Origin of the sequence: Streptomyces sp. NPDC002088 (assembly GCF_040296605.1) — a bacterium.
In the GTDB taxonomy this organism is placed as follows: domain Bacteria; phylum Actinomycetota; class Actinomycetes; order Streptomycetales; family Streptomycetaceae; genus Streptomyces.
The window spans coordinates 1-22,385 of record NZ_JBEOXO010000020.1 but is presented as its reverse complement, the minus strand read 5'-3'; the positions used below and the strand labels follow the sequence as shown (position 1 = coordinate 22,385).

Sequence of the window (22,385 nt, the reverse complement as noted above, 5' to 3'; positions counted from 1 at the left end):
GGCAGCATGGCAGCCTCGGGTCAACGACGACCGGGTGCGCGAAGGGACGGGAGCCCATGGCCCGCAGAACGAGCCTGGAGGACGCCACCTGCGCCATCGCCCAGGCCCTGGACGTCGTCGGCGACTGGTGGACTCTGCTGATCGTGCGTGACGCCGCGCGCGGAGTGCACCGCTTCGACGACCTCCAGCGCGAACTCGGCCTGTCACGCAAGGTGTTGACCGAACGGCTGCGCCTCCTGGTCGAGGCGGACGTACTGACCCGGGTGCCGTATCAGGAGCGTCCCGTGCGCCACGAGTACCGCCTCACTCCGCGCGGCCGCGCCCTGCTACCCGTCCTGATCGCCCTCCAGGACTGGGGGGACGCCTGGGTCCTGGGTGACGGGACGGCGACGGCCACGGCGGGGGAGGCGTCACGGGAGGCCCAGCGGGTCCACGAACTGCTGGGCACCCGGATTCCCGAGCTCCGACTCCTCGACCATCAGGGCGAGTGGCGCGACCCGGTCGCCGCGGACACCCCGTACACCGTCCTGTACTGCTTCCCCGGCGCCTACGCCCGCCCCGACGCCTACCCGCCGGGGTGGACCGACATCCCCGGCACCCCCGGCTGCACCCTCGAGTCCTGCACCTACCGCGACCGGCTCACCGAGTTCACCGCGGCCGGCGCCACCGTGCACGGCGTCTCCACCCAACGCCCGGACGAGCAGCGGGCGTTCGCGAACAAGGAGCGGCTGCGCTTCCCGCTGCTGTCCGACGCCGAGCTGTCCCTGATCGCCGCGCTGCGCCTGCCGACCTTCCGAGCGGCGGGCACGAGCCGCCTGAAGCGGCTCACCCTGGTCGTCGACCGGGACCGGGTCGTCCGGGACGTGCAGTACCCGGTCACGGATGTCGCGGGGAGCGTGGAGGCGGCACTGGCGACGGTCAGGCGTCTGGGCGAGCCGGACCCGGGGGAATGACGTCCGGGCGCGCCGTCCCCGGGGGGACGACCCGCGCCAGCACTTCCCGGGCGTACTCCTCGTCGTACGGCGAGTCGGTCAGCAGCACCTGAAGGCAGATCCCGTCCATCAGCGCGACCAGGGCCCGCGCCGTCGCGGCGTCCGTACGGGACGCCAGCAGGGCGGCGAGGCCGTCGGCCCACTCGGCGGCGACCGGCCGCAGGGCGGGGCGGCGCAGGGCGGCGAGGTAGAGCTCGTACTCCAGCTCGACGCCGGTACGGTCGCCGGCCAGCCACTCGCCCAGCAGCGCGGCCAGCTCGGCGGCCAGGTCGGTGCGCGGATCGGCGAGGCCGCCGCGCGCGGCGACCACCTTGGCGAAACCCTCGTTCGCCTGTCGCAGCGCGGCGACCATCAGCTCGTCGAGGGTCTTGAAGTGGTACGTCGTCGAGCCGAGCGGGACGTCCGCCTCGGCCGCGGCCGACCGGTGGCTCAGCCCGGCCAGGCCCTTCTCCCCCACCACCCGGATCGCCGCGTCGATGATCCGCTGCCGTCGCTCGGGGTCGTAGCGGCGAGGCATCAGTGCGCGCCTCCCATGTTGAGCACCATCACTCCGCCGACGATCAGCACGAGGCCGGCGACCTTGGTGAGGGTCAGCGCCTCGCCGAAGAGGACAAGTCCGATGACGGCGATCGTCGCGGTGCCGGCCCCGGACCAGATCGCGTACGCCGTACCGACCGAGAGGGTCTTCAGCGTCTGCGCGAGCAGCGCGAAGGCGACGACATAGCCGAGAGCGGTCAGCAGCGAGGGCCAGAGCCTGCTGAAGCCGTCGCTGTACTTCATGGCAGTCGTCGCGGCCACCTCGGCGGCTATGGCGCCGGCGAGCGTCAGATACCCCATGTGTACAAGTGTACATAACAGGTCCCGCACAGCTCTTCCACAGAGAACTGATGACGCGCGTAGACGACACGCGTAGAACACGTTCCGTACATGGAGACGTAACGCTGGGCGCTTAGAACTCTCCCCGACCAGTCGCTCACGTACGTCCATGCACCACCTGCGCTCACCCCACTGACCGTTGAAGGGACGCACATGGACAGAACACTCGCGCTCGGTACCCGCACCCTGGCCGCCGGCCTCCTCGCGTCGGCCGCGCTGATCGCCCTCCCGGCGAGCGCGCACGCGGCCACCTACACGATCTCCGCCATCCAGGGCTCGACCCGGATCTCCCCGTACAACGGCTCGACGGTCACCACGACCGGCATCGTCACCGCGATCCGCTCCACCGGCTCCTCGCGCGGCTTCTGGATCCAGAGCGCGAGCAGCGACGGCAACACGGCGACCAGCGACGCGATCTTCGTCTACACGGGGTCGACGACGCCGAGCACCACGGTCGGCAACAGCGTCACGGTCACCGGCAAGGTCTCCGAGTACTACCCCGACTCGTCCTCCGGCAGCCAGTCGCTCACCGAGCTCGGCAGCGCCACCTGGACCACCAACTCGACCGGGAACACACTGCCTTCGGCGGTCACGATCAGCGACTCGACGGTCCCGGCGACCTACACCCGCACCAACAGCGGCGGCTCGATCAACTCGTACACGCTCGCCCCGACGACGTACGCCCTGGACTACTACGAGTCCCTGGAGGGCATGCGGGTCGCCATCGGCTCCGCGCCGGTGGTCGGCCGGACCGACGAGTACAGCGAGCTGTGGGTCAACGTCAAACCCTCGCAGGTGACGTCGGCACGCGGCGGCTCGCTCTACTCCTCCTACAGCAGCCAGAACTCCGGCCGCCTCCAGGTCAGCACGCTGCTGTCGTCGACGTTCCCGACGGCGACCGTGGGCGACACGCTTTCCGGTGCGACCGGCGTCCTCGACTACATCGCGTACGGCGGCTACACCCTCCAGGCCACCTCGCTCGGCACACTCACGTCGGGCGGCGTCGCCAAGGAGACGACGACGGCCCAGTCGACGGGCCAGCTGTCGGTGGCGACCTACAACGTGGAGAACCTCGACCCGACCGACGCCGCCTCGAAGTTCTCGGCGCTGGCCTCGGGCATCGTGAACAACCTGAAGTCGCCCGACATCGTGGCCCTGGAGGAGGTCCAGGACAACAACGGCGCGACGGACGACGGCACGGTCTCCGCGAGCACGACCCTGTCCACGCTGATCTCCGCGATCAAGACGGCGGGCGGCCCGACGTACTCGTACACGCAGATCAACCCGACGAACGACGCGGACGGCGGGGAGACCGGCGGCAACATCCGCCAGGTGTTCCTGTACAACTCCGCGCGCGTGGGCTTCACCGCACGCGGCAGCGCGACGGCGACCACGGCCGACTCGGTGACCACGAGCAGCGGCCTCGCTCAGCTGACCTACAACCCGGGCCGGATCGCGCCGTCGAACTCGGCCTGGTCGGCCAGCCGCAAGCCGCTCGCCGCGGAGTTCACCTTCAACGGCGAGAAGTACTTCGTGATCGCCAACCACTTCGTCTCGAAGGGCGGGGACTACTCGCTGCACAGCCAGTACCAGCCGCCGGCCCGGTCCTCCGAGACGCAGCGGGGCAGCCAGGGCTCGGTGGTGAACTCCTTCGTGGACTCGATCCTCGCCGCCCAGTCGGACGCGAACGTGATCGTGCTCGGCGACCTGAACGACTACCAGTTCTCCACCGCCGTCTCCAACCTGGAGGGCGGGGTGCTGACCGACCTGGTGGACACGCTGCCGGCCGCGCAGCAGTACACCTACGTCTACGACGGCAACTCGCAGGTGCTCGACCACACGCTCGTCAGCTCGTCGGTCACGTCGTACGACTACGACATCGTGCACATCAACAGTGAGTTCCCGGACCAGACCAGCGACCACGACCCGCAGGTCGTACGGATCACGCCCTGAACTCGGAGGTGGTGACCGGCCGGGCCGCCACCGGGCCCGGTTCGCGTACCCGCGCCAGGCGGTCGAGCATCCGCCGCTTGGCGTGGGCCGCGCGACGCAGGGCCTCGACCCTGCGGTAGTGGAGCAGTTCGGCAGGGTCGGGGCGGACGGCTCCGCTCAGCTCGTAGCCGTTGCGGACCAGCCGCTCCCCCAGCACCGCCTCGCACAGCCGGATCTGGTCCGGCGTCAGCCGCTGCTGCCAGCTGCCCGCCCGTGAGGCGTCCAGCGCACCGTGGGTGCGCTGGTGCCAGGTCTTGCGGGCGGGCACGGCCGTACCGGCCAGGCGGTGCGGTTCGGTGGTCTCGGGGGCGTACTCCTCACCCAAGTAGGCGCAGATTCCGCGTAGTTGGGTCTCGGGGTCGGCGAGCAGGTCCTCGTAGCGCACCTCGCGCCAGCTGTCCGGTCCCAGCCGGCGCGCGTACCGCCGGGTCACGTCCATCACCTGCGCCCAGGTGGCGACGGCCTCGTGGAACCCACGGTGCCACCAGGGCATCCCCAGCAGCGAGGCGACGCAGTCACGCCCGTCGCGGACGAGGTGGACGAACTGCGCGTCCGGGAAGAGCCGCAGGATGGCGTCCACGTGCAGGGCGTAGGCAGGCCGCTTGTCACCCCAGCGCACCTTGCCGTGCCGCTCCGCGTACGCCTGGAGCGGGACCCCCAGCGCGGAGCCCAGCGTCGGCGGCGCGTCGGCGATCCGCTCGGCGACACTGTGCGCGTCCAGGCCCAGTTCGTGGAACCGGGTCTCCTTCCGCCCGGTGATCCACTGCGCCAGTCCGGCCCGGTTGCCCGGCTCCCGCAGGTCCCCGAAGCGCAGCCGGTCCTCGTAGGCGGGCAGGACGAAGCGTGTCTCCGGGGGAAGCGCGATTCTCGGGTGCGCGTGCAGCATCAGCTGGAGCATGGTCGTCCCGGAGCGGGGACAGCCGAGGACGAAGACGGGTCGTACGGAGGTAGATGCGCAGGTAGCCACGTTCCCACGCTGCCGAACGACCATGAGCCGGAACTTGGACGGCGCTGAGAATGCAGTGTGAAGTCACGTGCGAAAGTCACGTGCGAAAGTCACGTGCGGCACAGAAGTCCACCGCTCTCCCATGGAAACCGCTCGCTGAAACAGCTGTCCGGAGCCCCGCACCTCCACTACTCTTTCACCACTCACACCCCCCACCATCACGGCCGCAGCCGTCACCCTGGTGCGTCGCCGGAGGAACCGCGCATGCCAGAAGACAAGCCCCAGCCCCCTCAGCAGCAACCGTGGGAGAACGGCTGGGCCCCGGACACCACCCGGGCTCCGGGAACGCGCCGCCTGTGGCTGGCCGGCGTTCTCGCGATATCGACCATCGCGGCCTGCGTCACCGCGATAGCCGTCACCAAGAAGGAATCTGACGAGGCGTCGCCCATGACCAAGAGCGCCTCGCCGGGACCCGGGGCGACGCTGCCCGGCCTCATCTCCTTCGCCACGCCGTCCACGCCCGGCGCCAGGACGCCCGGCAAGGCGGGCGACCCGACGGCGACGACCACGGCACCTACACCCACGGCCAGTACCGGCGACGCGAGCCCCACAGCCTCCGCCGAGCCGACCAAGTCCTCGGACTCCAGCGGCGGTTCGCCGTCCACGTCGAAGCCGTCGACGACCTGGACGTCCATCCGTTCGGTCAACTACCCCGACCGCTACTGGCATGTGAGCGGCGGCCTGGTGAAGCTCGACACCGTCACCTCGTCCGGGGCCCGCCAGAACGCCACCTTCAAACGGGTCAAGGGCCTGGCCGACGCGTCCTGCTACTCCTTCGCCACGGCCGACGGCACCTATCTCCGCCACCGCGAATTCGTCCCCCGCGCCGAGAGCGACGACGGCTCGACCCTCTTCGAGCAGGACGCCACCTTCTGCCCCCGCACGTCCGCTTCCGCCTCCGGCGCCGTCATGCTGGAGTCGGTCAACTACCCCGGCCGCTTCCTACGCCACAAGAACTTCCAGCTCCGCCTGGACCCGTACCAGAACACCGACCTGTACCGCGCCGACTCGACGTTCCGGCTGGTGGACGGCCTGAGCTGAGACCGGGAACGACAGTGGCCCCCGGCGGTTGCCGGGGGCCACTGCATGTCCGTCGCATGTCCGCGGGCACGGACTCGGACGACACGGACTCAGACGTTGAAGCCCAACGCCCGAAGCTGCTCGCGCCCATCGTCCGTGATCTTGTCGGGGCCCCACGGCGGCATCCACACCCAGTTGATGCGGAGCTCGCTCACGAGGCCGTCCGTGGCCGACTTGGCCTGGTCCTCGATCACGTCCGTCAGCGGGCAGGCCGCCGAGGTCAGCGTCATGTCGATCGTCGCGATGTTCGCGTCGTCGATGTGAATGCCGTAGATGAGGCCCAGGTTGACCACGTCGATGCCCAGTTCGGGGTCGACGACGTCGTACAGCGCCTCGCGGAGTTCCTCCTCGGAGGCGGGCTTCATCTCAACGGTCTCGCTCATGCCGTCTTCCTTTCGGCGTCGGCTCCGCCCAGCACCTGGGCCGTCGCGTCCTTCCACGCCATCCAGCTGAGGAGAGCGCACTTCACCCGGGCCGGGTACTTGGAGACACCGGCGAACGCGACCGCGTCCTCCAGCACCTCCTCCATCGCGTCGTCCGGCTCGATCCGGCCCTTGGACTGCATCAGCTCCAGGAAGGTCTCCTGGATCTTCTGCGCCTCGGCCAGCTCCTTGCCGACGAGGAGGTCGTTCAGCACGGACGCCGAGGCCTGGCTGATCGAGCAGCCCTGGCCCTCGTACGAGACGTCCTCGATCGTCGTGCCGTCGTACTTCACGCGCAGCGTGATCTCGTCACCGCACGTCGGGTTCACATGGTGCACCTCGGCGTCGCCATCCCGGAGACCGCGCCCGTGCGGGTGCTTGTAGTGGTCCAGGATGACTTCCTGGTACATGGAGTCCAGCTTCACCTTTTCAGCACGCCCCTCAGCCGAAGAAGTTCCGTACGTGCTCCAGACCGTCGACCAGAGCATCGATCTCGGCCGGCGTGGAGTACAGATAGAACGACGCTCGCGTAGTCGCAGGAATTCCGTAGCGCAGGCACACGGGGCGGGCGCAGTGGTGGCCCACCCGGACCGCGATGCCCTGCTCGTCGAGGACCTGGCCCACGTCGTGCGGGTGGATGTCGCCGAGCGTGAAGGAGATCGCCGCGCCCCGGTCCTCGGCCGTCGTCGGGCCGATGATCCGCAGGTCGGGGACCTCGGCGAGCCGCTTCACCGCGTACTCCGTGAGCGCGTGCTCATGGGCGAGGATCTTGTCCATGCCGATCGCGGACAGGTAGTCGATCGCCGCGCCCAGACCGACCGCCTGCGCGATCGGCGGGGTGCCCGCCTCGAACTTGTGCGGAGCGGGAGCGTACGTCGACGAGTGCATCGACACCGTCTCGATCATCTCGCCGCCGCCGAGGAAGGGCGGCAGGTCCTCCAGGAGCTCCTGGCGGCCCCACAGCACCCCGATGCCCGTCGGGCCGCACATCTTGTGGCCGGTGAAGGCCACGAAGTCGGCCTGGAGGGCCTGCACGTCCAGCGGCATGTGCGGCGCGGCCTGCGAGGCGTCGATCAGGACCAGGGCCCCGACCTCCTGCGCGCGGCGGACTATCGCCTCGACCGGGTTGACCGTGCCCAGGATGTTCGACACCAGGACGAAGGAGACGATCTTCGTCTTCTCCGTGATGATCTCGTTGATGTTGGACAGGTCGAGGCGGCCGTCGTCGGTCAGGCCGAACCACTTCAGCTTCGCGCCCGTGCGCTGCGACAGCAGCTGCCAGGGCACGATGTTGGAGTGGTGCTCCATCTCCGTGATGACGATCTCGGTCTCGTGGTCCACCCGGTAGGGCTCGTCGGCCCAGCCCAGCATGTTGGCCACGAGGTTGAGCGACTCGGAGGCGTTCTTGGTGAAGATCACCTCGTCGCGGCTCGGCGCGTTGATGAACGCGGCGACCTTGTCGCGCGCGCCCTCGTACAGCGCCGTGGCCTCCTCGGCGAGCACATGCACACCGCGGTGGACGTTGGCGTTGTACCGCTCGTAGTACTCGTTGAGGGCATCCAGCACCTGGCGCGGCTTCTGCGAAGTCGCCGCGTTGTCCAGGTACACAAGCTTCTTACCGTCGTGGACCAGTCGGTCCAGGACGGGGAAGTCCTTGCGGATCGCCTCGGTGTCGAGGAGGCCCGGCAGCTGCGTCACGCGGATACGCCACCCTTCGTGTATGCCTCGTAGCCCTCGTTCTCCAGCTTGTCGGCGAGCTCGGCGCCGCCGGACTCCACGATCCGACCGGCGGAGAAGACGTGGACGAAGTCGGGCTTGATGTAGCGCAGGATGCGCGTGTAGTGGGTGATCAGCATGGTGCCGACCTCGCCGGTCTCGCGGACGCGGTTGACGCCCTCGGAGACGATGCGCAGGGCGTCGACATCCAGGCCGGAGTCGGTCTCGTCGAGGATCGCGACCTTCGGCTTGAGCAGCTCCAGCTGAAGGATCTCGTGGCGCTTCTTCTCACCGCCGGAGAAGCCCTCGTTCACGTTGCGCTCGGCGAAGGCGGGGTCCATGTGGAGGCGCTCCATGGTCTCCTTGACCTCCTTCACCCAGGTACGCAGCTTGGGGGCCTCGCCACGGATCGCCGTGGCGGAGGTGCGCAGGAAGTTGGAGACCGAGACGCCGGGGACCTCGACCGGGTACTGCATCGCCAGGAACAGGCCCGCGCGGGCGCGCTCGTCGACGGACATCGCCAGGACGTCCTCGCCGTCGAGGGTGACGGTGCCGCTGGTGATCGTGTACTTCGGGTGACCCGCGAGGGAGTAGGCGAGGGTCGACTTGCCGGAGCCGTTGGGGCCCATGATGGCGTGCGTCTCGCCCTGCTTCACGGTGAGGTCGACGCCCTTGAGGATCTCCTTCGTGGCGTTGTCGGCCTCGACGGTGACGTGCAGGTCTCGGATTTCAAGCGTTGCCATGGGTGCCTCAGGACTCCTGGGTGAGGGAGACGAGCACATCGTCCCCTTCGATCTTTACGGGGTATACGGGGACGGGGCGCGTCGCGGGAAGGCCGGACGGCTTGCCGGTGCGGAGGTCGAAGCTGGAGCCGTGCAGCCAGCACTCGATCTGACAGTCCTCCACCTCGCCCTCGGAGAGCGAGACGTTCGCGTGGGAGCAGATGTCGTAGATCGCGAACACCTCCCCCTCGGTCTTCACGACCGAGACCGGCGTGCCGTCGAGTTCCACCCGCTTCGGGGTGTCCTCCTCCAGCTCGCTCAGCCCGCAGACGCGTAGGAACGTCGAAGAGTCAGCCATCAGACCGACGCCTCCAGCTCCTCGTCGATCTTCACGAGAAGGCGCTCTTCGATGTCGTCGACGCCGATCTGCTGGACCAGCTCGGCGAAGAAGCCGCGGACCACCAGACGACGGGCCTCCTCGGCGGGGATGCCACGGGCCATCAGGTAGAAGAGCTGCTCGTCGTCGAAGCGGCCGGTCGCACTCGCGTGCCCCGCGCCGACGATCTCGCCGGTCTCGATCTCCAGGTTCGGCACGGAGTCGACGCGGGCGCCGTCGGTCAGAACCAGGTTGCGGTTCATCTCGTACGTGTCCGTGCCCTCGGCCTTGGCCTCGATGAGGACGTCGCCGATCCACACCGCGTGGGCGTTGTCGCCCTGGAGCGCGCCCTTGTAGGCGACGTTCGACTTGCAGTGCGGGGTGTTGTGGTCGACGAGGAGACGGTGCTCCTGGTGCTGACCGGCGTCCGTGAAGTACAGACCGAAGAGCTCGGCCTCGCCGCCGGTGCCGGCGTACTGGACACGCGGGTGGAGGCGTACGAGGTCGCCGCCGAAGGTGACCACGAACGACTTGAAGGTGGCGTCCCGGCCGATCAGCGCGTTGTGCTGGCCCACGTGCACGGCCTTGTCGTCCCAGTCCTGGACGGAGACGACGGTGAGCTTGGCGCCGTCGCCCAGGATGTAGTCGACGTTGGCGGCGAGCACCGCGTCACCGGTGTGGTCGATGACGACGACGGCCTCGGCGAAGGCTTCGAGCTCCACGACCTGGTGGCCGTAGGCGACCCCGCCTTCGCCGTGCACGGCGATACGGATGGGCTCGGTGAGCACCGTCTCCTTGGGGACGGTGACGACACCGGCCTTCTCGAACGCCGAGTACGCCTGGGCGGCGACGCGGTCCACCGGGGTGCCGGCCTTGCCGAGCCGCGCGTCGTCACGGCCGACGGTCTCGACCGTGACGCCCTCGGGGGCCTGGACGTCGACCTTCACGCCGTCGCCGGTGGCGACCGCGGTGCCGTCGTGCAGCCCGCGCAGGCGCTCCAGCGGGGTGAACCGCCACTCCTCCTCACGGCCGTGAGGGACCGGGAAGTCCGCCACGTCGAAGGACGGGGGCGCGCTCATGCGCGTGGCGACGGTCGACTCGGCGGCCACCGCGATCTGGCCCGCGGTGGTGGAGCCCACGGGGATGTTCTGAGCCTCAGCCATGGCTGTCGGTCTGCTCTCTTTCCTACGTCAGAATTCGCTAGCTGGTTCCGGAGGGCGGTCTTAGCCGACCGCGCCTTCCATCTGCAGCTCGATCAGCCGGTTGAGCTCGAGGGCGTACTCCATGGGCAGCTCCTTGGCGATCGGCTCGACGAAGCCGCGCACGATCATCGCCATCGCCTCGAACTCGGTCATGCCCCGGCTCATCAGATAGAAGAGCTGGTCGTCGCTGACCTTGGAGACGGTCGCCTCGTGGCCCATGGACACGTCGTCCTCGCGGACGTCCACGTAGGGGTACGTGTCGGAGCGGGAGATGGTGTCGACGAGCAGCGCGTCGCACAGCACGTTCGACTTGGAGCCGTGGGCGCCCTCGCCGATCTCGACCAGACCGCGGTACGAGGTACGGCCGCCGCCGCGCGCCACCGACTTGGAGACGATGTTGGAGGAGGTGTTCGGCGCCATGTGGACCATCTTGGAGCCGGCGTCCTGGTGCTGGCCCTCGCCCGCGAAGGCGATGGACAGGGTCTCGCCCTTGGCGTGCTCGCCCATCAGGTAGACGGCCGGGTACTTCATCGTCACCTTGGAGCCGATGTTGCCGTCGATCCACTCCATGGTCGCGCCCTCGTACGCCACGGCGCGCTTGGTGACCAGGTTGTAGACGTTGTTCGACCAGTTCTGGATGGTCGTGTAGCGGCAGCGGGCGTTCTTCTTGACGATGATCTCGACCACGGCGCTGTGCAGCGAGTCCGACTTGTAGATCGGGGCCGTACAACCCTCGACATAGTGCACGTAGGCACCCTCGTCGACGATGATCAGGGTCCGCTCGAACTGGCCCATGTTCTCCGTGTTGATCCGGAAGTAGGCCTGCAGCGGGATCTCCACGTGCACGCCCGGCGGGACGTAGATGAACGAGCCACCGGACCACACGGCCGAGTTCAGCGACGCGAACTTGTTGTCACCGACCGGGATGACGGTGCCGAAGTACTCCTTGAAGAGCTCCGGGTGCTCCTTCAGCGCGGTGTCGGTGTCCAGGAAGATGACGCCCTGCTCCTCCAGGTCCTCGCGGATCTGGTGGTAGACGACCTCGGACTCGTACTGGGCCGCGACACCCGCGACGAGGCGCTGCTTCTCCGCCTCCGGGATGCCGAGCTTGTCGTACGTGTTCTTGATGTCCTCGGGCAGGTCCTCCCAGGACTCCGCCTGCTTCTCCGTGGAGCGCACGAAGTACTTGATGTTGTCGAAGTCGATCCCCGACAGGTCCGATCCCCAGTTCGGCATCGGCTTCTTCTCGAAGAGGCGCAGGCCCTTGAGACGGAGCTTGGTCATCCACTCCGGCTCGTTCTTCTTCGCGGAGATGTCGCGGACGACGTCCTCGTTGATGCCGCGCTTCGCAGAGGCGCCGGCCGTGTCGGAGTCGGCCCAGCCGTATTCGTACTTGCCCAGACCCTCGAGTTCGGGGTGAGCAGTCTCCGTGGGGAGAGTCATGCGGGGTTCCTCCCGGCCGTGCTTGCAGATGCGTTATGGCTATTGAGTTGCGTGTGGGAAATCTTGGGGATGAACGTCGTGCAGACGCCGTCGCCGTGCGCGATGGTCGCCAGCCGCTGCACGTGCGTGCCGAGCAGCTGGGAGAAGATCTCGGTCTCCGCCTCGCACAGTTGCGGGAACTTCTCCGCGACATGGGCGACCGGGCAGTGGTGCTGGCAGAGCTGCTCACCCTTCTGCGGGAAGGGCGCGCTACGCGCCGTAGCAGCGTACCCGTCCGCACTCAGGGCCTTGGCCAGGGCTTCGGTGCGCTCTTCGGGGGCGGCGGCCTCGATCGCCTTGCGGTACGCGGCGGCCTGCTCGGCGATCCTCGCGCGGGCGAAGGCGACGACCGCCTCGTCCCCGCCGAACCGCTCCTGGATCCAGCGCAGGGCGTCCGCGGCGAGCTCGTCGTACGACTGGTCGAAGGCGTCCCGGCCGCAGTCGGTCAGGGCGAACACCTTGGCGGGACGGCCACGCGTGCGTGCGCCGTACACCCGCTGCTCCCGCGGCTCCACGACGTCGTCGGCCACGAGTGCGTCCAGATGCCGCCGTACGGCCGCCTGGGTGAGCCCGAGCCGCCCGGCGAGCTCGGCGACGGTCGACGGCCCATGGTCCAGGATGGACCGCGCGACCCGGTTGCGCGTCGAGCGCTCTCCGGTCGCGAGCTCCTCCTGAGGGGCCCCCGTGGGGGTCTCCCGAGCCTCGCCGTCGTATTTCACAACACCATTGTTGCGTAATTCCTCAGAGCCAGGCAAGCCGCGTCCGCACGGCCGTACCGTGCCCTGCATCACTTAGGTATACCTAAGCTGACCTGGGGAAACGATCTTTGATCGATCAAACCGGTGGCGCCGGCACGCCCCTTCCGGAACACTCCCGAACCATGCCCACACCCCCTCCCACCGGCCCACTTGTCACCCGGGGCACGATCGCTGAGCAGCTGCGCACGCTGGGCGTCCAGCAGGGTGAGACCCTTCTCGTCCACTCCTCCCTCAGCTCGCTCGGCTGGGTCTGCGGAGGTGCCGTCGCGGTCGTCCGGGGACTGCTCGACGCGCTCGGCCCGGACGGCACGCTGGTGGTTCCCACCCAGTCCGGCGACCTCTCGGACCCGGCGATCTGGGGCAGTCCCCCGGTCCCCGAGGAGTGGTGGGAGACGATCCGGGCGTCCATGCCCGCGTACGACCCGCTGGTCACGCCCTCGCGCGGGGTCGGCGTGATCCCGGAGACCGTCCGCACCTGGCCCGGCGCCGTACGCAGCGCGCATCCACAGACGTCGTTCGCGGCGATCGGCCCGCGGGCGGAGGTGATCACTGACGGCCACGCGCCGGACTGCCGCCTCGGCGAGCGCAGCCCACTCGCCCGGCTGGAGGCCCTCGGCGCCCGGGTGCTGCTCCTCGGCGCGGGCTACGACACCTGCACCGGCTTCCACCTCGCCGAGTACCGGATCCCGTCCCCGCAGGTCGAGGTGGGACGGCCGGGCGTGGCCGGCTGGGAGGTGGTGACCGAGGTGTCGATCTCCTCGGACCGCTTCGACGAGCTGGGCCATGACTTCGAGCGGGACCGCCCGGTCGTACGGGGCACGGTGGGCGCGGCCGACGTACGGCTGTTCCCCGTGGTGGACGCGGTGACGTACGCGGAGCGGTGGCTGGCACTGCACCGGCCCCGTGAGGAGGAGATCCTGCACCCGCCCGTCTGAGACGACCGGCGCGTACCTAGACTCTGGACCCATGCGAAGTGAGCCTGTCGTCCAGGTCCAGGCCCTGGTGAAGCGGTACGGGACGAAAACCGCGGTGAACGGCCTCGACCTGGTGGCCGGGGCAGGTGTCACCGCCGTGCTCGGTCCGAACGGCGCCGGCAAGACGACCACCGTCGAGACCTGCGAGGGATACCGGAAGCCGGACTCCGGCACGGTGCGCGTCCTGGGCCTCGATCCCGTGAGACAGGCCGGTGAGCTGCGGCCCCGGATCGGTGTGATGCTCCAGTCCGGCGGTGTCTACTCGGGCGCCCGGGCCGACGAGATGCTCCGGCACGTGGCGAAGCTGCACGCGCACCCCCTGGACGTGGACGCGCTCATCGAGCGCCTCGGGCTCGGCAGCTGCGGCCGTACGACGTACCGCCGTCTCTCGGGCGGCCAGCAGCAGCGGCTCGCGCTGGCGATGGCCGTCGTCGGGCGCCCGGAGCTGGTGTTCCTGGACGAGCCGACGGCCGGCCTGGATCCGCAGGCCCGCCGCGCGACCTGGGACCTGGTCCGGGATCTGCGCACGGACGGCGTTTCCGTGATCCTCACGACCCACTACATGGACGAGGCCGAGCAGCTCGCCGACGACGTCGCGATCATCGACGCGGGCAAGGTCATCGCCCAGGGCTCCCCGGAGGAGCTGTGCCGCGGCGGCGCGGAGAACACGCTGCGGTTCACTGGCCGACCGGGTCTGGACGTGGGGTCCCTGCTCAAGGCACTCCCCGCGGACTGTACGGCCGCGGAGCTGACGCCGGGCTCGTACCGGGTCGCCGGCAAGGTGAACCCCCAACTGCTGGCCACCGTCACCTCCTGGTGCGCGCAGCACGGGGTGATGCCGGACCGGATCTCGGTGGAGCGGCACACCCTCGAAGACGTCTTTTTGGAGCTCACCGGCAAGGAGCTGCGTTCGTGACGACGACCATCACCGGTGCCTACACCCCGAAGCCGGGTGCGGCCCCCCTCCCCCGCATGATCGCGACCCAGGCCGCGCTCGAGACGAAGATGCTGCTGCGCAACGGCGAGCAGCTGCTGCTGACGGTCGTGATCCCGACGTTGCTGCTCGTGCTCTTCAGCGCCGTGGACATCGTCGACACCGGCGCGGGCAAGGCCGTCGACTTCCTCACCCCCGGCGTCCTCGCCCTCGCCGTGATGTCGACGGCGTTCACCGGGCAGGCCATCGCGACCGGCTTCGAGCGCCGGTACGGCGTGCTGAAGCGGCTCGCCTCCTCCCCGCTGCCCCGCTGGGGCCTGATGACCGCGAAGACGGCCTCCGTGCTGGTCACCGAGGTCCTCCAGGTGGTCCTGGTGACGGTGATCGCCTTCGCCCTGGGCTGGTCGCCGCACGGCAACCCCGTCGCCGTGCTGCTGCTCCTGGTCCTGGGCACGGCGGCCTTCTCGGGCCTGGGCCTGCTGATGGCCGGCACGCTGAAGGCGGAGGCGACGCTGGCCGCCGCCAACCTGGTCTTCCTGCTGCTGCTCGTCGGCGGCGGTGTCATCGTGCCGCTGGACAAGTTCCCGTCCGGCGCCCAGGACGTCCTCGGGCTGCTGCCGATCTCGGCTCTCTCGGACGGGCTGCGGGACGTGCTGCAGCACGGGGCGGGGACGCCGTGGGGCGACCTCGGGATTCTCGCGGTGTGGGCGGTCGTCGCGCTGGGGGCGGCGGGGAAGTTCTTCCGCTGGGAGTGACTCCTGCGCGGGAGCAGGTGCGCCACCAGGAATCTTCGCGGGAGCATGTGCGCCACCAGGAATCTTCGCGGGCGTACGTGCTCCACAGGGAATGAGCGGGCCCGCGCTTCGAGAAGCGCGGGCCCGCTGTCAGTCTCCGAACTCGTCGAACTCGGCGAACTCGGCGAACCGTCAGTCCCGGCGGGCCGGGATCGCCAGCAGCGCGACGCCGCACACCAACGCGGACCCCGCGAAGACGTAGAACACGGTCGCCGGCCCCAGCGCGGCGTCCAGGATCCAGCCGCCGAGCAGCGGTGCCAGGATCGCGCCGCCGCGGCCGAAGCCGGAGACGCAGCCGAGCGCGGTGGCGCGGGCCGACGCCGGATAGGTGGACGCGACCCAGTCGTTGAGCATGGTCAGCGCCGACTGGGCGCCGACGCCGGCAAGCGCGGTGGCGCCGAGGATCACGGCCGTGCTGCCGCCCTGCGACAGGCCCAGCACGGCGAGCGCCGCGAGCACGGCGCTGCCCGCGGTGACCAGGCGCGGCCCGATCCGGTCGGCGAGAGCGGCCAGAGCGAACGAGCCGACGACGGCACCGAGGTTGAGGACAAGGGTGAAGCGCAGCGCCGAGCCGAGCGGATAGTCCATCTCCCGCATCAGCTGGGTGAGCCAGGTGTTCAGGCCGTACCAGGCAAGCAGCACCGCGAAGTTGGCGACGGTGAACAGGATGGTGCGACGGGCGTAGGCATGGGAGAGCACGGTCCGAATCCCGGTCGCCTCGCGGTCGGGAGAGACCTCGCGGCCGGCCTCGCCCGTGGGTGCGGGTGCGGGGCGGGAATCCGGCAGCAGGAAGTACGCGGCGGCGAACACGAGCGCCGACAGGGCGCCGCCGATGCCGAACAGGCCGCGCCAGCCCAGGGGCTCACCCCAGGCGGTCGCGGTCAGCGCGGCCAGGACCCCGCCGACCGGGATGCCGGCGAGCACCACGGTCGCCACCAGCGCGGAACGCCCGCGCGGCGCGTACTCCTTGCCGAGCGCGACGCAGGACGGCATCACACCGCCCATGCCGATGCCCGCGAGCAGCCGGAACAGGCCGAACTGCCAGGACTCGGCGGCGAGCGAGCAGGCCACGGTGAACACGGTGAAGACGGCGCCGGAGGCCAGCAGCAGGCGACGCCGGCCGAGCCGGTCGGCGAGCGGCCCGCAGACGACGGCGCCGATGAGCATGCCCGCGTAGGCGAGGCTGCCGAGGGTGCCGGCGAAGGACTTGTCGAGCCCCAGTGAGCCGTCGTCGAGCATGGCGGGCAGTGCCACGCCGTAGACGATGAGGTCGAAACCCTCCACCGTGATCGCCGCCGTGCACAGGGCGATGACGGCCCAGGTCAGTGCGGATGAGCGGGGTGGGGCGGAGGTGCTGGTGGCGGAAGCCTGAGCCTCGGTGATCATGCGGCCACGTCCTGTCGCGGGGAGACGGGGAACCCTCGGGCCGGGGTTCGCGCGTGTCGGTGTCCCTCCGGCGGCGCGCGGGCGACCTGTCGGTGACCGGGATGGAATCAGCGGCGTTACGCGCAGGGCAACAGAGCGCCCCTGTAATTCCGCTGTGCGGCACTCCAGGCCGACTTGCTTGCGCGGAGGGAACCCGTCCGTACGATGTCTGCCGCTCGCGTCATGGGCAGCCGTTCCTCCCCGGCCGGCTCCCGCCGCCGTCTCCCTCCGGCACGTCCCGCCGTCACCGCCCGCGGCGGCCGCGGCAGGCGCCCCGGCTCAGCGCCTCAGAGCGCGGCCTCCATCCGCCGTACCGCCTCCAGCAGCACCCCCGCCGCCTCGTCCAGATGCGGCCGGGTGAAGCGCAGCGACGGCGCCGACACGGTGAGCGCGGCGACGGCGCGCCCGCCGGGCTCCCGGACGGCCGCACCGACGGCGGAGACACCCCGTTCGGTTTCGCCGATGTTGATCGCATAGCCCCGGCGGCGCACCGCGGCGAGCCGGCGGTGCAGCGTCTCGGGATCCGTCTCCTCGCCCCGGTCGTCGCCCGCCCCGTAGATCTCGGTGAGCTCCGCGACGCTCAGATCGGCCAGCAGCGCCTTGCCCCCGGAGGCGCGGTGCCCCGGCAGGACGGCGCCCGAACGACTGCCGACACGCAGCGCGTGGGTGCCCTCGATGCTGTGCAGGAAGCGCACCTCGCCCCCGGCCCGCACCACCAGGTGCACGGTTTCGCCCAGCTTGCCGTTGAGCCACAGCATGTGCGGCCGGGCCGTCTCGACGAGTTCGTAGTCGGAGCGCTGGGACATGCCCAGGCGGTAGAGCGCGGGCCCCGGCCGGTACGCCTTGTCGGCTCCCTGCACGGCGAAGCCGCGGCCACGGAGGGTGGCGAGTAGACGGTGGGCGGTGGAGCGGGCGACGCCCAGGTGGTCGGCGGCCTCACTGAGCCGGACGCGGCCGCGGCTGCGCAGCAGGAGCAGCAGCGTCAGGGCGTTGTCCACGGATTCCAGGCCATGGCCGTGGGCCTGGAATGCGCCAGGAGCGTCCCCTGCGCCAGTTGTTGTCCCGGTCTTCCCGGAGCTGCCTGAGTTCCTCATAGAGGAATTCTAATCCCACTCTGTTCTTCTCATAGAAATCTCTGCGTAATGATTCAGCCATGCGAGACGGCGCCGTTCCGCAGCTGGCGGCGCCTGTACGAGGAAGGGACGTGTCCTCATGTCAGAACAGGAAGCGGCGACGGTCGGCGCCAAGGACGACTGCCCGGCGGTGCTGCTGCGGCCCACCGACCGGGAGGGCGCCCGGGCGGCGTATGGCTCCGCTCAGGCCGTGCTGCCCCGCTGGCTCTGAACCAGCGCGAGAACGAGCACAACCGCGAGGGCTCGCACCCGCCGAGAGCCGCCGAGCGCAAGCTCGCGACCGGGCCCCGCACGATCTTGCAAGGAGCAAGCAATGAGCAGCCTGAACAGCCCTGACCGGCTCATCGTCATCGGCGGCGGCATCGGCGGCGTGGCGACCGCCCTCGCGGCCCGTCGCGCGGGCCACGAGGTGACCGTGCTGGAGCAGGCGTCCGCCTTCACCGAGGTCGGCGCGGGCCTGCAGATGGCCCCCAACGCCACCCGCGTCCTGCGCGACCTGGGCGTCCTGGACCAGGTCATCGAGGCGGGCGTGCGGCCCGAGCACCTGGTCTTCCACAACGCGGTCGACGGCAAGGAGCTGACGCGGGTCCGCCTGGACGCCGCGTACGAGGAGCGCTTCGGCGGCCCGTACGTCGTCGTCCACCGGAGCGACCTGCTGGACATCCTGGTCCGGGCCGCCGGTGAGGCGGGCGTGGAGCTGCTGACCGGCACACGCGTCGAGGACATCGACCAGCGGCCGGGCTCCGTCGCGGTCCGCACGGAGGACGGCACCGAGTACACCGGCGCGGCGCTGATCGCCGCCGACGGCCTGCACTCGCGCACCCGTGCCCTCTTCAGCGACGACGAGCCGATCCAGTCCGGCTATGTCGCCTACCGGGGCACCATCCCGATCGAGGACGTGAAGGGCGGCGAGAACCTGCGCGACGTCCTCGTCTGGATGGGCCCGAAGCTGCACCTCGTGCAGTACCCGCTGCGCTCCGGCTCCCTCTACAACCAGGTCGCCGTCTTCCACAGCCCCGGCTTCGACCGCGGCGCGGAGAAGTGGGGCGGTCCGGAGGAGATGGAGGAGGTCTTCGCGGCCGCCTGCGAGCCCGTGCGCCGCGCGCTGCCCGGCCTAGGCCGGCAGCGGTGGTGGCCGATGGCCGACCGCGAGCCGATCTCCTGCTGGACCAAGGACCGCGTGGCCCTGTTGGGCGACTCCGCCCACCCGATGCTCCAGTACCTCGCCCAGGGCGCCTGCCAGGCCCTGGAGGACGCGGCCACGCTGGCCGCCGCGAGCACCCGGCACACCGCCGCCGACGGCACGGTCGCCTGGCCGTCCGCCCTGGAGGAGTACGCCGCGGAGCGCGCGCCGCGCACCGCGCGCGTGCAGTCCACCGCCCGTGTCTGGGGTGAGATGTGGCACGTCGAGGGCGTCGCCGCGCTGCTGCGCGACGAGGCGTTCCGCAACCGCGCCTCCGACGATCTGAGCCCGGCCGCCTGGCTGTGGGGCCACCGAGCTGCGTGAACGCGCGGAAGCGGGGTCCGGCGTACGCCTGGCCCCGCTTTCTGCTGCCCGCCGCCGGTCTGTCCCGACATGCGCACCCGCGTGAATTCACGCACAAGCTCGGGCCTAGCATGGGGCGCGTGCAAAACGTGACCCGTGCCGACGCCGTAGCGGCCCTGCGCAATCCGCTCGCCTTCATCGCCGCACGCTGGACCCCGCAGCCCCGGACGGTTCAGCGGGCGGCCCTCGCCGCCCTCGTCATGTCGGTGGTCATCGTGGTCACCGGCGGTGCCGTGCGCCTGACCGGCTCCGGCCTCGGCTGCCCGACCTGGCCCAAGTGCACCACCGACTCCCTCACCGCCACCAGCGCGATGGGCTTCCACGGCGCCATAGAGTTCGGCAACCGCATGCTGACGTACGTGCTGTGCGCGGCGGTCGGCTGGGCGATCATCGCCGCGCGGTCCGAGAAGCCGTACCGGCGCAGCCTGACCCGGATGGGCTGGGCTCAGTTCTGGGTCGTGATGGGCAACGCGGTCCTCGGCGGCATCGTGGTGCTCGTCGGCCTCAACCCGTACACGGTCGCGGCCCACTTCCTGCTCTCCTCCGCGCTGATCGCGGTCGCCACCGTGATGTGGCAGCGCACCCGGGAGGGGGACAGGGCGCCCAAGCCGCTGGTCGGCAAGTCGGTGCAGCAGCTGGTGTGGTTCCTGGTCGCCGCCTCGGTGCTGCTGATCGCCGTCGGCACGGTGGTCACCGGCTCGGGTCCGCACGCGGGCGACTCCAGCGAGGTCGAGCGGATGCCGCTGGACTGGGAGACGATCAGCAAGCTGCACGCCGTACTGGCCTGGATCGTGGTGACGCTGACGTTCGCCCTGTGGTTCGTCCTCAAGGCGGTCGACGCGCCCAAGGGCCCGCTGGACCGCACCCGCGACCTGTTCCTGGTCCTGCTCTCCCAGGGCGTCATCGGCTACGTCCAGTACTTCACGAACCTGCCCGAGGTCCTGGTCGGGCTGCACATGCTCGGTTCGTGCCTGGTGTGGATCGCAGTGCTGCGGGTGCTCCTGTCGCTGCGCGAGCGGCCGGGGACGGCGGAGACAGAGCTGCCGGACCCGGCGGCCGAGGCGACGGTCGCCACGCGCGCGTGAGTCACATGTCCATGTCGCGCCCCACGCGCGCGTGAGTCACGTTCCCACGTCGTGCCCCACGCGCGCGTGAGTCACGTTTTTTCCAGCCCGTAGACCCGTCTGGCGTTCCCCGCCGCCACCATCCCCGCCACCCGCTGCGCGTCCGCCAGCGACCACGCCCCCTCGGCGACCCAGGAACCGAGCACCCGGCCGAGGGCCTCGCGGAACAGCCGGGCCCCGACCACGTGCAGCTCGGGCAGCCCCTGCGCCCCGCTGGAGAAGAGGATCTTGCCGAAGGGGGCCAGCTCCAGGATCTCCGCGAGGACGGTCGCGGCGCGGGCGCCGGTGCGCACGAGCGCGGCCCCCGAGTCCGTGTACACGTGCGGGAAGACGCCGGCGAGGTGGGCGGCGTGCCGGTGGTACGGGTAGCCGTGCAGCAGGACCAGGTCCGTGCCCAGGCCCGCCGTCGCCCGTACGAAGTCCGTGAGCAGCACCGGATCCGTACGGTCGATGCGCAGCCCCGGTTCACCGAGCCCGGCGTGCAGTTGCAGGGGCAGCCCGGAGGCGACCGCGATCCACAGCAGGTGGCGCAGCAGCACCGGGTCGCTGAGCTCCCCGCCGACCCGCCGTCCGGCCAGCCAGCGGCCGGCCGCGCCGCGTACCGCTCCCGGCCCGGGCGGTTCGGGCGCGAGCGCCAGCCCGTGCCGGACCCCCGCGACCGAGGTGAAGGCGACGGCCTGCGCGGCGGCGCCGTGCACCGCCTCGGCGAGGTTGGCGAGGAAGGACTCGACGGTGCCGGAGGTGTCGGCGACCTGTTCGGCGAGGAGTTCCAGGCGCACGATCTCGTGGGCGTTCGCCTCACCGGCGGACGCCATCTCCCGGGGGCCGGTCAGGTCGCCGGGGAGCCCGGTGTCGACGAGGTAGGTCGTGATGCCGCTGCCGCGCAGCAGCCGGCGGCCCGCCTCCAGTACGCCGATTTCACGACGCCGGGCGAGATAGCGGGCGGGTGGGCAGTGCGGTTCCAGGCCGAGCAGTGGGGGGCACCAGCGTCGTACCGCGAACCCGGTCTGCGTGTCGAAGAGGGTGGTGCCAGGTGCGGGCGGGCCCTCGGTGCGGGCCAGCTGGGCCTCGAAGGTGCCGAGGCCCAGCTCTGTTCTCAGTACGCCGTGGCAGTACTGGTCCACGAGGGACGGCGTGTCGATCATCCGGGCTCCCCGCGGGTTGACTACGTCGTTCTGCGGGGCCTAACGGGTGAACGAGGTGTCAGGTGGCGGGGGCCATGGGTCGTTCGGCGGTTGCGGGCCGTCTGTGGCTGGTCGCGCCCTCGCGGCGGAGCCGCGTGATGTCACCGGCCCGCGCCGCTCAGGGTGGGCTGTTCAGCCGTTGGCCGGGCCGCCCACCTGGATGCCCGCCATGCGGCTCCACTCGTACGGCCCGGTCTTCACCTTGGCCGCGAACTCGCCGTCGAACGCCTCGTGGACGGTGATCCCGGACTTCTGCACGGCCTTCTCGGCGACCGCGTAGGAGGGCGCCACCAGGTCGCCCCAGCCGCCGTCCTCGCCGACGAGCACGATCCGGGCGCCCCGCTCCCCGATGTACGCGACGTGGCCCTCGGCCCCGCCGTGCTCCTTGGAGAAGGAGCTGATCCGCTTGGCGAGCTTGGCCGCGGTGCGCTCGGCCTTCGCGGCCTGCTTGACGTCGGTGCCCTCGTCAACCTGCTTGGTTTCTGCCATGGCCAGGATGCTACCGACGAGTAGATCAAACGGCGACGGGCGGGGGGGGGGGGGGGGGGCCCCCCCCCCCCCCCCCCCCACAAAAAAAAAAAAAAAAAAGGCCGGGGGGTTAAAGAATAAGAGTGGGACCCCCGGCCCCCCCCAAAACGGGACGACAA

Annotated in this window: 24 protein-coding genes; 9 read left to right on the top strand and 15 right to left on the bottom strand. The window is 70.3% G+C overall.

Features of this window, described 5'->3' with window-relative positions:
• Positions 1-56: 56 nt before the first annotated feature.
• Complete coding sequence (locus ABT114_RS33880) at positions 57-953, top strand: winged helix-turn-helix transcriptional regulator (protein WP_351146751.1); 897 nt, start codon at positions 57-59, stop codon at positions 951-953.
• Here the strand turns inward: ABT114_RS33880 and ABT114_RS33875 are convergent.
• A complete protein-coding gene (locus ABT114_RS33875) occupies positions 919-1,509 on the bottom strand; it encodes a TetR/AcrR family transcriptional regulator (RefSeq protein WP_351146750.1) in 591 nt (196 codons plus the stop codon). The genes ABT114_RS33880 and ABT114_RS33875 overlap by 35 nt on opposite strands.
• The gene (locus ABT114_RS33870; protein WP_351146749.1) at positions 1,509-1,829 is read right to left on the bottom strand and encodes a DMT family transporter; all 321 of its coding nucleotides are present in this window, start codon (positions 1,827-1,829) and stop codon (positions 1,509-1,511) included. Before ABT114_RS33870 ends, ABT114_RS33875 begins: the two co-directional genes overlap by 1 nt.
• 192 nt (positions 1,830-2,021) lie before the next feature.
• Between ABT114_RS33870 and ABT114_RS33865 the strand changes: the two genes are divergently transcribed.
• Positions 2,022-3,821, top strand: a complete 1,800-nt coding sequence (locus ABT114_RS33865) for a DUF8508 domain-containing protein (RefSeq protein ID WP_351146748.1) — start codon at positions 2,022-2,024, stop codon at positions 3,819-3,821.
• Here the strand turns inward: ABT114_RS33865 and ABT114_RS33860 are convergent.
• Entirely contained in the window at positions 3,811-4,827 is a 1,017-nt protein-coding gene (locus ABT114_RS33860) for a sulfotransferase family protein (protein WP_351146747.1), read from the bottom strand. The two genes, ABT114_RS33865 and ABT114_RS33860, sit on opposite strands and share 11 nt — an antisense overlap.
• A 243-nt stretch (positions 4,828-5,070) precedes the next feature.
• Between ABT114_RS33860 and ABT114_RS33855 the strand changes: the two genes are divergently transcribed.
• Entirely contained in the window at positions 5,071-5,907 is an 837-nt protein-coding gene (locus tag ABT114_RS33855) for an AbfB domain-containing protein (RefSeq protein WP_351146746.1), read from the top strand.
• A gap of 89 nt (positions 5,908-5,996) precedes the next feature.
• On the opposite strand, the gene ABT114_RS33850 is transcribed toward ABT114_RS33855, so the two are convergent.
• Genes ABT114_RS33850 through ABT114_RS33815 form a run of 8 tightly spaced genes read right to left on the bottom strand, consistent with a single transcriptional unit; the run spans position 5,997 to position 12,585 of the window.
• Positions 5,997-6,329 carry a metal-sulfur cluster assembly factor gene (locus ABT114_RS33850; protein ID WP_094214784.1) on the bottom strand — a complete coding sequence of 111 codons (333 nt, stop codon included), beginning with the start codon at positions 6,327-6,329 and terminating at the stop codon, positions 5,997-5,999.
• A complete protein-coding gene (gene sufU / locus ABT114_RS33845) occupies positions 6,326-6,793 on the bottom strand; it encodes a Fe-S cluster assembly sulfur transfer protein SufU (protein ID WP_351146745.1) in 468 nt (155 codons plus the stop codon). Before sufU ends, ABT114_RS33850 begins: the two co-directional genes overlap by 4 nt.
• Positions 6,794-6,809: 16 nt before the next feature.
• On the bottom strand, positions 6,810-8,066 hold the full coding sequence (locus ABT114_RS33840) for a cysteine desulfurase (RefSeq protein ID WP_351146744.1): 1,257 nt from the start codon (positions 8,064-8,066) through the stop codon (positions 6,810-6,812).
• Positions 8,063-8,827, bottom strand: coding sequence for a Fe-S cluster assembly ATPase SufC (gene sufC / locus ABT114_RS33835; RefSeq protein ID WP_351146743.1), 765 nt, complete (start codon positions 8,825-8,827; stop codon positions 8,063-8,065). The genes ABT114_RS33840 and sufC overlap by 4 nt, the downstream gene beginning before the upstream one ends.
• Positions 8,828-8,834: 7 nt before the next feature.
• Entirely contained in the window at positions 8,835-9,164 is a 330-nt protein-coding gene (locus ABT114_RS33830; protein WP_351146742.1) for a non-heme iron oxygenase ferredoxin subunit, read from the bottom strand.
• Entirely contained in the window at positions 9,164-10,345 is a 1,182-nt protein-coding gene (gene sufD, locus ABT114_RS33825) for a Fe-S cluster assembly protein SufD (protein WP_351146741.1), read from the bottom strand. Before sufD ends, ABT114_RS33830 begins: the two co-directional genes overlap by 1 nt.
• Positions 10,346-10,405: 60 nt before the next feature.
• A complete protein-coding gene (gene sufB / locus ABT114_RS33820; protein ID WP_351146740.1) occupies positions 10,406-11,827 on the bottom strand; it encodes a Fe-S cluster assembly protein SufB in 1,422 nt (473 codons plus the stop codon).
• Positions 11,824-12,585 (bottom strand): helix-turn-helix transcriptional regulator, encoded by a 762-nt coding sequence (locus ABT114_RS33815; protein WP_351146739.1) that lies wholly within the window; start codon positions 12,583-12,585, stop codon positions 11,824-11,826. Before ABT114_RS33815 ends, sufB begins: the two co-directional genes overlap by 4 nt.
• Positions 12,586-12,746: 161 nt before the next feature.
• Between ABT114_RS33815 and ABT114_RS33810 the strand changes: the two genes are divergently transcribed.
• From ABT114_RS33810 to ABT114_RS33800, 3 genes are read left to right on the top strand one after another with little or no spacing between them, the layout of a single operon-like run.
• Positions 12,747-13,559, top strand: a complete 813-nt coding sequence (locus tag ABT114_RS33810) for an AAC(3) family N-acetyltransferase (RefSeq protein WP_351146738.1) — start codon at positions 12,747-12,749, stop codon at positions 13,557-13,559.
• A gap of 31 nt (positions 13,560-13,590) precedes the next feature.
• Positions 13,591-14,514: an ABC transporter ATP-binding protein gene (locus ABT114_RS33805; protein ID WP_351146737.1), complete on the top strand. Its 924-nt coding sequence runs from the start codon at positions 13,591-13,593 to the stop codon at positions 14,512-14,514.
• A 56-nt stretch (positions 14,515-14,570) separates the two neighbouring features.
• Positions 14,571-15,287 carry an ABC transporter permease gene (locus ABT114_RS33800; protein WP_351146908.1) on the top strand — a complete coding sequence of 239 codons (717 nt, stop codon included), beginning with the start codon at positions 14,571-14,573 and terminating at the stop codon, positions 15,285-15,287.
• Positions 15,288-15,458: 171 nt separating this feature from the next.
• Here the strand turns inward: ABT114_RS33800 and ABT114_RS33795 are convergent, their stop codons facing one another.
• Together ABT114_RS33795 and ABT114_RS33790 are read right to left on the bottom strand one after the other, a co-directional pair.
• Positions 15,459-16,712 (bottom strand): MFS transporter, encoded by a 1,254-nt coding sequence (locus ABT114_RS33795; protein WP_351146736.1) that lies wholly within the window; start codon positions 16,710-16,712, stop codon positions 15,459-15,461.
• Between the two features lie 326 nt (positions 16,713-17,038).
• The gene (locus tag ABT114_RS33790; protein ID WP_351146735.1) at positions 17,039-17,749 is read right to left on the bottom strand and encodes an IclR family transcriptional regulator; all 711 of its coding nucleotides are present in this window, start codon (positions 17,747-17,749) and stop codon (positions 17,039-17,041) included.
• Between the two features lie 214 nt (positions 17,750-17,963).
• On the opposite strand from ABT114_RS33790, the gene ABT114_RS33785 reads away from it, so the two are divergent.
• The 3 genes from ABT114_RS33785 to ABT114_RS33775 all read left to right on the top strand — a co-directional run bounded on the left by ABT114_RS33785 (position 17,964) and on the right by ABT114_RS33775 (position 20,515).
• The gene (locus tag ABT114_RS33785) at positions 17,964-18,095 is read left to right on the top strand and encodes a hypothetical protein (RefSeq protein ID WP_351146734.1); all 132 of its coding nucleotides are present in this window, start codon (positions 17,964-17,966) and stop codon (positions 18,093-18,095) included.
• A gap of 102 nt (positions 18,096-18,197) precedes the next feature.
• Complete coding sequence (locus ABT114_RS33780) at positions 18,198-19,391, top strand: FAD-dependent oxidoreductase (RefSeq protein WP_351146733.1); 1,194 nt, start codon at positions 18,198-18,200, stop codon at positions 19,389-19,391.
• A gap of 110 nt (positions 19,392-19,501) precedes the next feature.
• Complete coding sequence (locus ABT114_RS33775) at positions 19,502-20,515, top strand: COX15/CtaA family protein (protein WP_351146732.1); 1,014 nt, start codon at positions 19,502-19,504, stop codon at positions 20,513-20,515.
• Positions 20,516-20,586: 71 nt separating this feature from the next.
• On the opposite strand, the gene ABT114_RS33770 is transcribed toward ABT114_RS33775, so the two are convergent.
• The gene (locus tag ABT114_RS33770; RefSeq protein WP_351146731.1) at positions 20,587-21,699 is read right to left on the bottom strand and encodes an amidohydrolase family protein; all 1,113 of its coding nucleotides are present in this window, start codon (positions 21,697-21,699) and stop codon (positions 20,587-20,589) included.
• 171 nt (positions 21,700-21,870) lie between these two features.
• Positions 21,871-22,227 carry a hypothetical protein gene (locus ABT114_RS33765; RefSeq protein WP_351146730.1) on the bottom strand — a complete coding sequence of 119 codons (357 nt, stop codon included), beginning with the start codon at positions 22,225-22,227 and terminating at the stop codon, positions 21,871-21,873.
• Between the last annotated feature and the right edge of the window lie 158 nt (positions 22,228-22,385).

Bases quoted from the DNA above. Each gene is read 5' to 3' on its own strand.
- ABT114_RS33880 (WP_351146751.1), top strand. From the start codon at position 57: ATGGCCCGCAGAACGAGCCTGGAGGACGCCACCTGCGCCATCGCCCAG.
- ABT114_RS33875 (WP_351146750.1), bottom strand. From the start codon at position 1,509: ATGCCTCGCCGCTACGACCCCGAGCGACGGCAGCGGATCATCGACGCG.
- ABT114_RS33870 (WP_351146749.1), bottom strand. From the start codon at position 1,829: ATGGGGTATCTGACGCTCGCCGGCGCCATAGCCGCCGAGGTGGCCGCG.
- ABT114_RS33865 (WP_351146748.1), top strand. From the start codon at position 2,022: ATGGACAGAACACTCGCGCTCGGTACCCGCACCCTGGCCGCCGGCCTC.
- ABT114_RS33855 (WP_351146746.1), top strand. From the start codon at position 5,071: ATGCCAGAAGACAAGCCCCAGCCCCCTCAGCAGCAACCGTGGGAGAAC.
- ABT114_RS33850 (WP_094214784.1), bottom strand. From the start codon at position 6,329: ATGAGCGAGACCGTTGAGATGAAGCCCGCCTCCGAGGAGGAACTCCGC.
- sufC (WP_351146743.1), bottom strand. From the start codon at position 8,827: ATGGCAACGCTTGAAATCCGAGACCTGCACGTCACCGTCGAGGCCGAC.
- ABT114_RS33830 (WP_351146742.1), bottom strand. From the start codon at position 9,164: ATGGCTGACTCTTCGACGTTCCTACGCGTCTGCGGGCTGAGCGAGCTG.
- sufD (WP_351146741.1), bottom strand. From the start codon at position 10,345: ATGGCTGAGGCTCAGAACATCCCCGTGGGCTCCACCACCGCGGGCCAG.
- sufB (WP_351146740.1), bottom strand. From the start codon at position 11,827: ATGACTCTCCCCACGGAGACTGCTCACCCCGAACTCGAGGGTCTGGGC.
- ABT114_RS33810 (WP_351146738.1), top strand. From the start codon at position 12,747: ATGCCCACACCCCCTCCCACCGGCCCACTTGTCACCCGGGGCACGATC.
- ABT114_RS33805 (WP_351146737.1), top strand. From the start codon at position 13,591: ATGCGAAGTGAGCCTGTCGTCCAGGTCCAGGCCCTGGTGAAGCGGTAC.
- ABT114_RS33800 (WP_351146908.1), top strand. From the start codon at position 14,571: ATGATCGCGACCCAGGCCGCGCTCGAGACGAAGATGCTGCTGCGCAAC.
- ABT114_RS33795 (WP_351146736.1), bottom strand. From the start codon at position 16,712: ATGATCACCGAGGCTCAGGCTTCCGCCACCAGCACCTCCGCCCCACCC.
- ABT114_RS33785 (WP_351146734.1), top strand. From the start codon at position 17,964: ATGTCAGAACAGGAAGCGGCGACGGTCGGCGCCAAGGACGACTGCCCG.
- ABT114_RS33780 (WP_351146733.1), top strand. From the start codon at position 18,198: ATGAGCAGCCTGAACAGCCCTGACCGGCTCATCGTCATCGGCGGCGGC.
- ABT114_RS33775 (WP_351146732.1), top strand. From the start codon at position 19,502: ATGGGGCGCGTGCAAAACGTGACCCGTGCCGACGCCGTAGCGGCCCTG.
- ABT114_RS33770 (WP_351146731.1), bottom strand. From the start codon at position 21,699: ATGATCGACACGCCGTCCCTCGTGGACCAGTACTGCCACGGCGTACTG.
- ABT114_RS33765 (WP_351146730.1), bottom strand. From the start codon at position 22,227: ATGGCAGAAACCAAGCAGGTTGACGAGGGCACCGACGTCAAGCAGGCC.